General features: G+C 64.0%; 9 protein-coding genes. 6 read left to right on the top strand and 3 right to left on the bottom strand.

All coding sequences use genetic code 11. The annotated features are described in order from the left end of the window. Positions 1-13: 13 nt before the first annotated feature. Both LC452_RS21470 and LC452_RS21475 read right to left on the bottom strand, forming a co-directional pair. Entirely contained in the window at positions 14-931 is a 918-nt protein-coding gene (locus LC452_RS21470; RefSeq protein WP_223628936.1) for a bifunctional DNA primase/polymerase, read from the bottom strand. Next, on the bottom strand, positions 928-2,013 hold the full coding sequence (locus LC452_RS21475; RefSeq protein WP_223628938.1) for an ArdC-like ssDNA-binding domain-containing protein: 1,086 nt from the start codon (positions 2,011-2,013) through the stop codon (positions 928-930). The genes LC452_RS21470 and LC452_RS21475 overlap by 4 nt, the downstream gene beginning before the upstream one ends. Positions 2,014-2,352: 339 nt before the next feature. Between LC452_RS21475 and LC452_RS21480 the strand changes: the two genes are divergently transcribed. The 6 genes from LC452_RS21480 (at position 2,353) to LC452_RS21505 (ending at position 9,751) form a co-directional block, all read left to right on the top strand. Beyond that, on the top strand, positions 2,353-2,781 hold the full coding sequence (locus LC452_RS21480; protein WP_223628939.1) for a hypothetical protein: 429 nt from the start codon (positions 2,353-2,355) through the stop codon (positions 2,779-2,781). Further along, positions 2,778-3,305, top strand: coding sequence for a hypothetical protein (locus tag LC452_RS21485; protein ID WP_223628941.1), 528 nt, complete (start codon positions 2,778-2,780; stop codon positions 3,303-3,305). The genes LC452_RS21480 and LC452_RS21485 overlap by 4 nt, the downstream gene beginning before the upstream one ends. Next, on the top strand, positions 3,302-4,327 hold the full coding sequence (locus LC452_RS21490; protein WP_223628943.1) for a DUF6545 domain-containing protein: 1,026 nt from the start codon (positions 3,302-3,304) through the stop codon (positions 4,325-4,327). The genes LC452_RS21485 and LC452_RS21490 overlap by 4 nt, the downstream gene beginning before the upstream one ends. Next, a complete protein-coding gene (locus tag LC452_RS21495) occupies positions 4,324-5,466 on the top strand; it encodes a S9 family peptidase (protein ID WP_223628944.1) in 1,143 nt (380 codons plus the stop codon). Before LC452_RS21490 ends, LC452_RS21495 begins: the two co-directional genes overlap by 4 nt. 258 nt (positions 5,467-5,724) lie before the next feature. Then, positions 5,725-9,267, top strand: coding sequence for a MobF family relaxase (gene mobF, locus LC452_RS21500; protein ID WP_223629010.1), 3,543 nt, complete (start codon positions 5,725-5,727; stop codon positions 9,265-9,267). Positions 9,268-9,454: 187 nt separating this feature from the next. Next, positions 9,455-9,751, top strand: coding sequence for a hypothetical protein (locus LC452_RS21505; RefSeq protein ID WP_223628946.1), 297 nt, complete (start codon positions 9,455-9,457; stop codon positions 9,749-9,751). A gap of 119 nt (positions 9,752-9,870) precedes the next feature. On the opposite strand, the gene LC452_RS21510 is transcribed toward LC452_RS21505, so the two are convergent. Further along, complete coding sequence (locus tag LC452_RS21510; RefSeq protein WP_223628948.1) at positions 9,871-12,927, bottom strand: DEAD/DEAH box helicase; 3,057 nt, start codon at positions 12,925-12,927, stop codon at positions 9,871-9,873. Between the last annotated feature and the right edge of the window lie 14 nt (positions 12,928-12,941).

The raw sequence follows: 12,941 nt of genomic DNA on the forward strand, positions 1-12,941 counted from the left end.
CCCCCGATATTCCTCATGCCAGTGCCCGTGACTCTGTGCCACTTGATGGCCTGTGTGGTGTCGCCGACGACGCAGGAGCTAGCTGCCTGGCCGGTGCGCCCTGAACACTTCGGTAGGCAGAGCGGACGGTCGTCGTCACCTCGCGCTCAGTGAGCCCGGCCTGCGCACCGGCCGCCGTCAGCGCATCGAGCGCTTCGAACGGGGGAACACTCTGCTCCGCCATCCGGCAAGCGGCCCAGAAGACGCCGTGATTACGTTCGCCTTCCTGCCTCCGAGTAACCCACTCGGCGAGACGCTGCACATCGCCCGATCGGATCGCCGACTCGCCGCTACGGGCCTGATCCAGCCTGTGGGGAGGATCGAGGAAGCCGCGAAGTCGCTCCGCGTTGAACCCATGCACGCTTTCACTGGCGAGCCGAAGGACCTCATACCACCGCGGACGCCCGTCGATCACTCGACTTGACGGCGGAACGATGATGTAACCGCCGTCGCCGCGGAAGTCGATGCCCGCTCGTGCGCACTGCCAGGACCGCTGCTCCGACCCGCTCGCCGCGGGGAAGTACAGATGCAAACCGTCAGCCGGGGTTCTCACCGCCGCAGTCCAGCCGTCCACGAGACCTTCGGCTCGCGCGCGATCCAACGCTTCGTAGCCATCGACGGGGCCGTGCACGTCAACGTCAACCACGACGAGGCCCGATGCGGCGCCGGTCGGGATTCCGATGTTCGCGCTGGGTACCGCCGTCCACCATCGCCGCACCAGCACAGAGTTCGTGCTGGCGGCGTGAAATCCTCCAGCCACCGCGGGGCGCTTCCCGCGCGCAGCGCACGGGAACACGGGGATGCCGTGAGCCGCGTAAGCGAGCGCGCTCTCAGCTGTCGAGAGCCCGCGGCCCGAGCCATCGAGTGTCTGAGCGAACGCGGCGGCGTTCATCGCAGCGTCCGCGATTCGGTCAGAGCCGCACGCTGCGCGTCCGTCGAGGTCACCGGTACATGGCTCGCGCGGTTCGAGATGGGCGCACCGGTCCGCGTCGACGCACGTTCAAGTCCTGGCGGGGTACCGTCGCCGAGCATCTCGGTGTCGAGCTGGTCCAGAATTCTCATGGCAGCGGCGCGGACCCGTTCGCCCGTTGCGCGGACGATCTCGGCTGGCTCCTGCCCGTCCACCTGCGCTGCCCAGGTCGACACGTACGGAATCGTGTAGCCACTGGTATCCATACCGTGGGTGGCACCGATCATGAGCGCGACCGACTCGGCCTCCACCTCGCCGATACCACGATGCCGTCTCACCACATCCTGATCCGGGCCGTGCATGAGCACGTGAGCGAGTTCGTGGGCGAGCGTCTTCACACGCGCTGCGGGATCCATGTTCTTGCGGACCTTGACCGTCTTCTCGGTGTAGTCCGTGACGCCGTTCGCGCCAAAGATCATGTCCTCGTGCTCCACATCGAGTACAGCAAACCCGGCAGAGGTGATTTGCTGAGCGAGGCCTTCCCAGAGTCGGGATGGAGCCTCGCCCTTCAGCAGAGTCGGCGTCGGCGGCGCCGGAAACGCGTCGCCGGAAGTCTGGGAGGCATCCCACACGTACGCGGGGCGAACACCGATTATCTTCGAGCGCACAATCTCGCCGGGACGCGGCTTCTCGAATCGATTGAGTCGTCGCCACGACGCCGGATCAGATGGACTTGATGAAGCAAAGCGACCGGTGACGGGGGCGAGGATCTGATAGCCGGGCTGGCCCTTCTCCACTTGGCGCCCCAGCTTCTGCCACTGCTTGTACCCGGCGACGTATGACGGCATCGGCTCCAATACGAGTCCTGCCTCGTACGCCATGGAGTGCTGTATCCAGATCAGCAAGGTGTTGTTGAAGGAGCGGCTGCGGAATCGGGCCGCGAAGGTGAGGACTTTCGCCCAATCGTCCCCAGACACAAGCCGATCGACGGCATCCGCCAGCTTCTCGTGGACCTCGTCAAGCTTGGCTTCGCGCGCTGCGCGACGATCTTCGGTCGCGACCATCGGATGGCCTCCTCTCTGGGACGCCACAACCGGGAGGGGCGCGGCGACACACCGGAGAGGTGGGCGCGGGCGCCCGCGAGAGAACGATGAGAGATGCGGCCGCACGGCTCGTGCACGCTCGTTGCGCGCGAGCTTGGCAGAGCGCGCAATCGTCATCGTCCTTATTCTGTGCATCGTTCACCTCCCTTTGAGCAGGAGTGCGGTCACGCCACGTCACGAGCGTTGAGCATGCTCAAACGGCCTGGGGTCTAGTTCTAACATCGTCGTTGAGCATGCGCAACTGTTGATTTGGTCATGCTCAACGGGTAGATTGAGCATGCACAAAGGAGGTCAGCGAGCATGGCCCAAGACGAGAGCAAGGATGCGGCAGCGGATCTCGCGAAACGCCTGCGGCTACTGCTTGACGTCGCGATCGCGGAGTCTGGTGCTGAACCGACGTACTCGCAGATTGCCGCCTACTTGGGTGACCGCGGCACCAACCTGTCGAGATCGCGCTGGACCTACATGGTGAACGGCCACCGGTACGTGCAAGACCCAGAGGTGTTTGAGGGGCTGGCGGCATTCTTTGACGTCGACGCCGACTTCCTGTTGGGCGCGGACGGGGCCGCGGTCCCAGCAAAAGTTAGCGCGCAGCTAGACCTTGTGCGCTCGATGCGCGCTGCGAAGGTCAAGACCTACGCGGCTCGCACCCTTGGAGATATCTCGCCGAGAGCACTCCAAGCCATCAGTAAGTTCCTGGATGAGGAAATGGCGCACGCAGTCGAGTGACGACGTCCCGCGAAGCGGAGTGGGCGCCGGTAGATGCCCTCGAAGAGAGTGAGCACACCGTGAATATTGATGAGGCCGTGACGACGGCCATCACGGATCTCGCCCTGGGTAGCGTCTTCACGTTTGATGACTTGCTTAGCGCTGTGAGACGGCGCAGACGACGGCGGCTCCGTGTCGTCGAGCTGAGTGCGTTGGGCGACCATGATGGCGTCGGCGCGATTTGGCTGACGACCGGAGCAGAGGACGTGATCCTTCATGCGCACAGCGACTCGGTCCTGCATCAACAACAGTTCGTGCTCCACGAGTTCGCTCACATACTGCTCGGACACTGCGACGGCGACGAATGTTCCGTCGTGGACGCTCTGCTGCCAGACATCCCACCGCACACCAGAGCGCGTCTACTCAGACGCCAGGATTTCGACACCGACACCGAGATTGCAGCCGAGTCACTGGCAGACCGGCTCGCGGCGGGTATTCGGGGGTCTGTCTTCGCGGAGTCTCGTTATTCGGAAATCTTCGGATGATCCAGACGCTCATCGCGACGCTCTTGTGGGTGCTCGTGGCGAGCCTGCTCATTTTTCGCCGCCGGCGGACGGACCGCAGTATTACCCACGCTGCCCTCACGATCGCTGTCGCCATGACACTCAACGTCGACGCCGTCTACGTCGCCGTCGATGGTTTGCTGGGATCGACGAATTACGGAATGCTGTTTTCGGATGGCCTTCTGATCATCGGGCTCTTCTTCCTCGGACGAGCGGCGATGAAGGCTGGCGAGTACCGTCCGCGGCTGGTGCGCGCAGCGGTCGGTCGCCCCGCATTGTTCACCGCACTCGTCGGCACAACAATGGCGTTCTTCCTCATCGATCGCGGGGCGACGACTGTGACCTTCATGCGCGACCTCGGTGCGCAGCCGTGGGTCGCGGCGTACTCGATCATTATGTTCACCTACTGCGGGATCATCTTGGGTGCGATGCTCACACTGGCGATGAGGCAGTTCCGCATCGGCAAAGGGGCGCAGCTGATTCCCGCTTTGCTGCTTCTCATCGGCTCGAGCTCAGGTATCGCGCTCAGCGTCGCCGTGATCACCATGGATCTGGCGCACGTTACCGGCAATCTTCAATTCATGCGCTCCGTCAGTGCCGCGTACGGGCCGCTGTCTCTCCTCGCCTTTCTCTTCCTGTGTGCGGGCTTCGCCGTGCAGCCGATGGTCCGCAACTTGCAGGAGCGGGTTCGTCGCGCGCGAACGGCCGAGATATTGCAGCGACTCGACTCACTGTGGCATCAGGCTGTGCGAGTGCGGCCAGGTCTCAGCAGGGCGCAGTCTTCGACATCGCAAATCGAAGACGAAGAAAGCCGCCTCCACCGTGAGATCGTCGAGATCAGAGACGCGATGATCGACCCGCGTACTGCGTTCGAGGTCACTAAAGCGGACGAGACGCTACTCGAGCAGGCGGAACGTCACCTCCTCGGGAGCAGCGGCGCAGATGCCAACGGAAAACCCGCGGTCGTTGCGCCGCGCTCTCCCGACGAACGAGATCGAACATGAGGCGCATCGTTGTAGCGAGCATGGTGTTCCTCGGTGCGGGTGCGATGAGCCTCGGCTGGATCCTCGCTCGGAAGTTAACGTCGGCGGTCGGGTCTCGAACCTTCGACTTGAGACTTCGAGATATCGAGACTGACGGGGATCGGCGTTTGCTGATTCTCGACCGCACTCGCTCCACGGCCGCGCCAGGCATATTCAGCCTGTGGTTCGAAACGGGAGAGTGGGTACGAGTCTCCGACGAAGTGATCGATCGAGGGCCTGGCCAGATCGCTCGGGTTGTGACGCACGCCGCGTTCGACCGACTCCCATCTCTGGGGGCATCCTTTTCGTGGAGCGGGATCTACTTCGATGGCCCCGCGGCAGCGGGCCTCAGCGTGCGGGAGGTCTTCATCACTACGCCCGCGGGTCCGGCCCCGGCATGGCTCGCCGACGGCGAGCACCGCGCGGCGACATGGGCGATTCACGTCCATGGCATGGGCGGGCGCCGACGAGGAACGCTGCGCGGTGTGCAGGTGACTGCTGAGCTTGGCTGGACGTCGCTCGTCATCAGCTTCCGCAATGACGGGGAGGGGCCGAGCGTTGAGAAGGGTCGCTCAACGCTGGGCTACTCGGAGGCCGACGATGTCGAGGCTGCTGTCGACTATGCCGTCAAACATGGCGCTGAGCGGATCGTTCTCTTTGGATGGTCGTTGGGCGCTGCCATCGCTCTGCGCGTTGCCGATCGGATGCGGTCTGCGGGGGTGATAACCGCGCTGGTACTGGACTCTCCAGTGCTCAGTTGGATCGAGGTGATCGAGGCCAATTGTGTACGAAGCGGACTGCCTGCTGTGGCGAGCCGTCTCTCGTTGCCCTGGTTGACGCTTGATCCGCTCGCTCGTATAGCCGGGCTGCCGGGGGCCGTTTCGCTTCGGGAGATGGACTGGATCGAGCGAGCCCGAGAACTCACCGTGCCGACTTTGATCCTGCACGGCGATCGGGACGATTCGGTCCCCCCTGCGGTGTCTCAAGCCCTCCGGGATCGCCGTCCTGGCTTCGTCGAACTAGTTGCGTTCGAGGCGGGCCATTCGCTGGCATGGAATTCTGACCCTGAGCGTTGGCGTTCGAGTGTCAGCGCCTGGCTATCAACAGCGGTCGTTGACTGAAGCAGAGCGATCTCCGTGCCTGCAGTTCGGCGTTTGATCCTTCAGCGCGTGCGCGTTACCTAGCATCACCCCCTCAGCGCGGAGCATATGAGATGAGCCCGCGTGCATCTTCAGGCCCCTTGAGCTGGCGCACTGATCAGCTGCCACGCGTCTTGCAAGCGAGGCGCGCCGCCTGACTCGTCAGGCGGCGGAGAGGTGGCTCCGCGAGGGTCCCGACGCCTACCTCGTCATCGAGGGCGGTGTGCGGTGACGGTTTCGATGCGGGTGATGTCTGCCGGTGACGGCTACAAGTATCTGCTGCGCACAGTCGCCACAGGTGACGGCGATCGTTCCCTCTCAACACCCCTGACTCGCTACTACGCAGAGAAAGGAAGCCCACCCGGACGCTGGCTCGGCTCCGCCGTGACCGCACTCGGCAGCAGCGCGATCTCGGTGGGCGATCAAGTCACCGAGACTCAACTCCAGCTCTTGATTGGCATGGGCCGTGACCCGGTGACCGGTGACCCGCTCGGGTCCGCGTATCGGAACTATCCGACCGCGACTGAGCGCATCCAGCAGCGTGCCGCCAAGCTCGACGACAATCTCGGCGTGACCGAGCGGGCCGAAGCGGTCGGTGCAATCGAGACGGAAGAGGTGGCGAAGGGATCGCGGAAGGCGGTTGCAGGGTTCGACTTTACGTTCTCGATTCCGAAGTCCGCGTCGGTGCTGTGGGCGGTGTCGGATGCGGGCACGCAATCACTGATTGCGGATGCGCATCACGCGGCGGTTGCGGAGATGGTTGCGTTCATGGAACGGGAGGTAGCCGCAACCCGTGTCGGCGCGGTCGGACGCAACGGGGCGGTTGCGCAGGTCGATGTGACTGGGCTGATCGCAACCGCGTTCGAGCACTACGACAGCAGAGCCGGCGACCCCCACCTCCACACGCACGTCGTGATCTCGAACAAGGTGCAGACCGCACAAGACGGGAAATGGCGATCCCTCGACGGCCGACCCCTGCACGCGGCAACGGTCGCACTGTCGGAAGTGCACGAAGCCGTGTTCGCTGACCACCTCACCCGCACCTTTGGCGTCGGGTGGGAAGCTCGCGAGATGGGGCGCGACCGCAACCCTGCCTGGGCAATCACAGCGGTGCCAGAGAAACTCGTGGCCGAGTTCTCGTCGCGCTCGCGGCAGATCGAGCAAGAAAAGAACCGGCTCATCGCCGAGTACATCGAGCGCCACGGACGGCAACCTTCGTCAACCACCGTGATCAAACTACGCGCACAGGCAACGCTCGCCACCCGGCCCGAGAAACAAGTTCGTTCTCTCGCCGCCCTCACCGCAGAGTGGCGGGCACGAGCGACCCATCTCCTCGGTAAAGACGCCACGACCTGGGTCCGCACCGTCATTGAGAACGGCGCCCCGCTGATACTGCGTGCTGACGACGTGCCGCTGGATGTGATCGCGGAGCTCGGGCGCAGCGTTGTTGAGATGGTGGGGGAGAAGCGGTCGACCTGGCGGCGGTGGAACCTCACCGCCGAAGCCGCCCGCCAGACCATGCCCTACCGCTTCGCCACCACCAGAGACCGCGAAGCAATCGTCGGGATGGTCGTGGATTCCGCCGAAGCCGCCTCACTGCGACTGACCCCGCCCGAACTCGCGACCAGTCCCGCGGTGTTCCGCCGGCCTGACGAGAGCAGCGCGTTCCGCCCGAAGGCATCGACGGTGTACACATCAGAAGAACTCCTCGCCGCCGAAGACCGGCTCCTCGAACGCTCCCGTGACACCACTGCCTCGACCGTGCCCATCGACGTCGTGGAAAAGGTGACCACCCGCCCCGACCGTGAAGGGCGAATGCTCGGCGAAGACCAGGCTGCAGCGCTTGCGGCGGTGGCCGTGTCAGGGCGAGTAGTCGATGTCCTGGTCGGCCCAGCAGGGGCCGGGAAGACCACGGCCATGCGCGCACTTGGCACTGCGTGGGAACGCGAGCACGGACGAAACAGCGTCGTCGGACTTGCCCCATCGGCAGTCGCGGCGCAGGTCCTCGCCGACGACCTCGGTATCACGACGGAGAACACCGCGAAATGGTGGGACACCCATCAGCGCACCGGTACGACCTTCCGGAAGGGGCAACTGATCATCATCGACGAAGCCTCACTTGCCGGCACCCTCTCCCTCGACCGCATCACCGCGTTGGCTGAAGAGGTGGGGGCGAAGGTGCTGCTGGTGGGGGACTGGGCGCAACTCCAATCCGTCACCGCAGGTGGTGCGTTCTCCCTCCTCGTCCACGACCGCGACGATGCCCCCGAACTGATCGACGTGCACCGATTCGTGAATGTGTGGGAGAAGACCGCATCCCTCGACCTGCGTCACGGCCGTGCCGAAGCGATTGACGCATACGCTGACCACGACCGCATCATCGGTGGCGACACCGAGACGATGATCGACGCCGCGTACACTGCCTGGCGCGCCGACACACGTGCTGGAATCGCGACGGTGCTGATCGCCGATTCGAACGAATCCGTCCATGCCTTGAACCAGTGCGCCCGCGCAGACCTGATCCTCGACGGCACCGTGAACGCTCTCCGCGAAGTCGAACTCCACGACGCCTCCCGAGCCGCCATCGGCGACACGATCATCACGCGCCGCAATGATCGGCGCCTGAACTCTGGCCGCGGGTGGGTGCGTAACGGCGACCGTTGGACAGTCACCGACGTCCGCGACGACGGCTCCCTCACCGTTCGCCGCGCCGGCACGCGTCGTGGTGGGGCGGTGGTGCTGCCGGCAGGGTATCTGGCTGAGCATGTCGATCTCGGATACGCGGTGACCGCACACCGAGCTCAAGGCATCACGACCGACACCGCCCATATACTCGCTGACGCGACCACCACGAGGGAGAACTTGTACGTCGCGATGACCCGCGGACGCGAAGCGAACTTCGTCTACGTTGCCACCGACCGCCCTGACGGCTCCCACGACGGGCCGCACCCTGCAGACAACCCCGAGGCAACGGCACGGACCGTGCTCTACGGGGTGCTGCAGCACGTCGGTGCCGAACTCTCCGCGCACGAGACGATCACCGCCGAACAGGAGGCATGGGGATCGGTGGCGCAACTCTCGGCCGAGTACGAAACGATCGCGCAAGCCGCACAACACGACCGCTGGGCAACCCTCATCCGTAGCTCCGGCCTGAACCCGGACGAGGCGGAAGACGCGATCCGCTCCGACACCTTCGGAGCACTTACCGCAGAGCTTCGACGCGCGGAAGCCAACCACCACGATGTAGACGCGCTACTCCCGCGCCTGGTTATGGCACGAGAATTCGGAGATGCGGACGATATCGCCGCAGTCCTTCACCATCGCCTCGCGCGCGCCACCGCCCGCCCCGCAGGGTCGGGGCGTAGTCGTAAGGCCCCCCGTTTGATCGCCGGCCTGATCCCCGAAGCGGCCGGCCCTGTGAAAGGCGAAATGCACAAGGCGCTCACCGAGCGACGAGAACTGATCCGACAGCGTGCTGATGCGGTCCTTGACCGAGCGCTCCGGGAGGGAGAGGAATGGGTCGTAGCGATCGGCGAGGAGCCTGGCGTAGCGGAGGCAGCAGCGAGCTGGCGGCGGGAGGCGCGAACCGTCGCGGCGTACCGCGACCGCTACGACATCACCGGGAACGAGCCACTCGGTGCGGCACCGGACAGCGACGTGCAAAGGGTCGACGCCGCACGAGCCAATGCAGCGCTGGTGAAGCTCAAGAGCATCAACACACAGCAGGCCGAAGGAGAAACGCCACCCTCCTCGAGACGGACGGGCACCGGCCACGTGCTCTGAACGTGACCAGGATGCTGTTGGGGCTGCCACTTCCGGATGTCAGGAGTCCGATCTACAGTGGACGGTGTAAGCAAGGCGGCTTTCACATGTGTGTCGCTGTCACCTCGAGCGTGACGGCATGATCGCCCGATTCGGGCAGTCCTTCAGGGTTCTTTGTCGCCAGATCCTTTTAGAGAGGACTGTCGTCATGATCCGCCAGCTCTGGACCGCCAGCGTTCACACCCGCGCGTTCCTGCGCCGTTACATGCCCACCAACATCGTCCTCGACGCGATCCGCACGAGGCGAGGACTCAAGTGGGGTGTGCCAGCGATGATGCTCGCGGTGCCGTACCTCTTGGTAGCGAGCATCTGTACGAATCTCATTGACCAAGGCGCGCCGGGTTGGCTTCATCTACTCGTATTGGTGTGTGTCTGGAACGCGCTGAAGTTCATGAGCATCGGCCCAATCTCTTTGATCTTTTTGGCACGACGAACCTCGGGGTGAGGGATGGTCGCGGCATCCCGCACGAACCGAGGTGTCAGCACAGCGAACAGGGGCAGGGAGAAGTCCGAAACCTGTCGCCGAGAATCGGCCACAGGTCTGCATGCGGAGTGCGCCCGCGTTTAGGCAAAAAGGTCGGACGGGCCGAGATAGTCGAGCTCGACGGCGTCTCCTGCCCCGATCGCGGTGACTTTCAGCAGCCCCTGACGGCGCAGGTTCAGGCGCGTAGACAGCACTCCGACTGGCCGAGCATCTGCTGCCTCGAGCACGGTTGTTTCGTCGGAGTGGGAGATTGCTCGGTACGGCTCGCCGGGGGTGGGCTGATAGCCGGGCATCCAACTCACCGAAGTCTCGTGCACTTTATGGATCCACGTTCGCTGACGGAGGGCGACAGTGCGGGTGGCGAAGCTCATCCAGAGATCGCGGGTGGTCGGTGTAGGCCAGGACGCGTCTCCCGTTGCGATTTGTACTGCCTCGGAGATCATCCACTCGTGTAGCCCGGCTGGGGTCGTGAATGCGGCTTCGGTTGACTCCACCGCGACGAGCGCTCCCGACCTAGAGGCGAAGCCTGCTCGCATCAGCGTCGACGCGGCCCTGTTGAGGGTGCCGGCTTCCACAGCAGCGACGCTCAGTCCGGTCTCCGGATTGGATAGATCCCAAGGAAATGCATCGAGGTTGGGGTGCGCTGCGGCTCGGACACGGACGGCTTCGAGTGCCCACGGGAGCCGGTACGCCAGGGTATCTTCGATGAACTCAGCCGTTTCGAGGCTGTCGTCAGCCGCGATTTCCGCGACTGGACGCCCTCGCAGCCACCCGACCAGGATCTCTTCCCAATTGTCGGGTTGAGACTTGGGCGTGAAGGGGAAGATCTCGAACACGATCTTGGCGAAATGGACTACGGCGTTGATCGCTTCGTCGTTCATGCCGAGCTGGATGGCCGCTTCGGCGATTTGCAGGTGACGGTTGAGTTGCTCTGCCTTCGAATCGAGTGCCCGGCCGGTCGCGAGTCCAACGCCGGCCAGGTAATAGCCGCGCCGCTGATCCGGTGTCGTGCTCCGCCAGATAACTCCAGCTCGGGCCACGAGACCTGTCCGCAGGGCGTCGCGCACCGGTTTCTGGTAGCGAGCAATTGTCCGTGCCCACAGCGATGAAGCGAGAACTGCATCGAGCGCGGCGCCGAGATCCTGCTCCGTGACAGAGGAGTCGCTGAGCAGTCCGAGGATCGCGCAATCCAGGCTCGCGAGTTGGCCCGGCCAGAACTTCATGGCGTCGCTCGTGGTTTCTTCGTCTTCGGTGGCAATCGCCGGGAAAGACCAGTCGGCAAGCCCGGTGACGTACTCGGTGAAGTCGTCCCAGTCGACTTCACCGAGACTGTCGGACATCCTCTGGAGCATGGTGGTGAGGAGTCGGACGAGTCCGCTCTGCATATCCCGCAGCTGCGAATCTTCGACCAGCCGCTCCCAGTTCTGTCGTGTTCGACGGGTGGGCTCGAACATCGGATGCACCACGAGTCCGGACGAATCGACGAACGCTCGTCCAGCTCGGCCCACGATGTTGCGGAACTCGGCGGCGTCGATGATCGTCCGGTTTCGCCACAGACTATGGACCACCAGCGAACTCGCCGACAGGTTCAATCCCTGCGCCAGCGTGGGGGACGAGACGGTAATTTTCAGCGCTCCCTGTTGGAGGAGCTTCTCGACTTCTTTCCTGTAGGGCCCGGGCAGAGATCCGTGATGGATGGCGACGCCCATGCGTAGGCAGGCTAGGAGAGGATGGTCGGCCCCGAACCATTCTTGGCCGATGCTGAGGGCGGTGTTCAGGACGGTCGGGTCGCCGTCAAAGACGCTGCGGAGTGCACCTTGCCGGGCCAGCTTGACGATCAGTTTGGCCAATGCGTTGACCGAGCTCTTCAGTGGGCAGAACACCAGGACGGTCTGGCCGTCATCGACGAGGCGCCAGGCGGTGGCCAGCGTGAGCTCTTGAGCGTCTTTCGGGAATGGGAGCTTGCGTTGCTTGCTCGGGACTGTCTCCGCGGTGAGGAACCGGGGGACATACGGTTCTTCACCACCGACAGTGATGTTGAGCCTTGCGTTGTTGTCGCGCCAGACGACTTCTCCGTATCGGAGAACGGTGGGACGCCAGTCACTGCTGATCAGCCCATTGGGTTCGTCGTCTGTGAGCCAATCAACGAAATCCTTGACCTCATCACCCTCGGGCAGGATCGCTGAGAGACAGATGATGCGCCGAGTCTTCGCGTCGGGGCGGCGAAGGAGCCGCTGAATCTGGACTTCGTATCGCACTTCCCGCTCGTTTGCTCCGATCATGTGTCCCTCGTCGAGCACGATCAGTCCGACGTCATCGAGTAGATCCGGATCGTTGCGCAAGGCGAAGTCGAGCTTCTCGGGAGTCGAGACCACGATGTCGCGGTCCTGGAGGATGCTCTCGTCGACATCGCTGACCCCGATGGTGCCGTACAAAGATGAGATGGTCTTGCCGAGCGGGACGAAGGTGCGTTCGAGAGCGGTCTCGGTCTGCGCGGAGAGCGCGCGGAGCGGGGTGACAAACACCACTCTTTTTCCTTCGGCCAGGGTCGCGAGGATGCACAGTTCTGCGATGCGAGTCTTGCCTGCGCTCGTGGGCAGGGAGAGCACGAGGTTGTCTTGCGTACTGAGCACTTGTGACGCGGCTTCCAATTGGGAGGGCCAGAGGTCGATCTCGGAGCGTCGTCGGCGGAAGAGCGAGGCGATGAATGCGGCACGTAGGCGATCCCAGTCGCCAGCGTCCCCGCCTTCCGGACCCTTCGGCAGTACCACATGGAAGCTGGCATCCCAGAGGCCCCGCAGCAGGTGAATCGCCAGCCGATGGCACCACCACTGCGGCACCATACTCAAGGCTGCCGCGCCGCGCATACCCACCTCGAGTCGTGCAACGGCGTCAGTGAGGAGAGTCGGCTCGCCACGTTCGAACGCCAGCATGGCCACGCTGATCGCACCCATGAACGCATCCGTCAATGCGGCATCGACGACATCCAGGACATCGGCCCCGTCGTCGAGGTCGTCGTTGCCATCACCCGGGGTAAGTGTAGAACGCAACTCCTCGGCGAGGCTCGCGTCCGCGGCCCGCCCGTCCGCGCGGCTTTCGGAGACGAGCATCGTCAGGCCATCCAGGTCCCGGAGCATGAGTAGCACCAGGC

Origin of the sequence: Microbacterium sp. EST19A, from assembly GCF_019969685.1 — a bacterium.
GTDB lineage: Bacteria > Actinomycetota > Actinomycetes > Actinomycetales > Microbacteriaceae > Microbacterium.

Excerpts from the sequence above, each read along its gene's own strand:
- LC452_RS21470 (WP_223628936.1), bottom strand. The coding sequence starts at position 931 with ATGAACGCCGCCGCGTTCGCTCAGACACTCGATGGCTCGGGCCGCGGG.
- LC452_RS21475 (WP_223628938.1), bottom strand. The coding sequence starts at position 2,013 with ATGGTCGCGACCGAAGATCGTCGCGCAGCGCGCGAAGCCAAGCTTGAC.
- LC452_RS21480 (WP_223628939.1), top strand. The coding sequence starts at position 2,353 with ATGGCCCAAGACGAGAGCAAGGATGCGGCAGCGGATCTCGCGAAACGC.
- LC452_RS21490 (WP_223628943.1), top strand. The coding sequence starts at position 3,302 with ATGATCCAGACGCTCATCGCGACGCTCTTGTGGGTGCTCGTGGCGAGC.
- LC452_RS21495 (WP_223628944.1), top strand. The coding sequence starts at position 4,324 with ATGAGGCGCATCGTTGTAGCGAGCATGGTGTTCCTCGGTGCGGGTGCG.
- mobF (WP_223629010.1), top strand. The coding sequence starts at position 5,725 with ATGCGGGTGATGTCTGCCGGTGACGGCTACAAGTATCTGCTGCGCACA.
- LC452_RS21505 (WP_223628946.1), top strand. The coding sequence starts at position 9,455 with ATGATCCGCCAGCTCTGGACCGCCAGCGTTCACACCCGCGCGTTCCTG.
- LC452_RS21510 (WP_223628948.1), bottom strand. The coding sequence starts at position 12,927 with ATGCTCCGGGACCTGGATGGCCTGACGATGCTCGTCTCCGAAAGCCGC.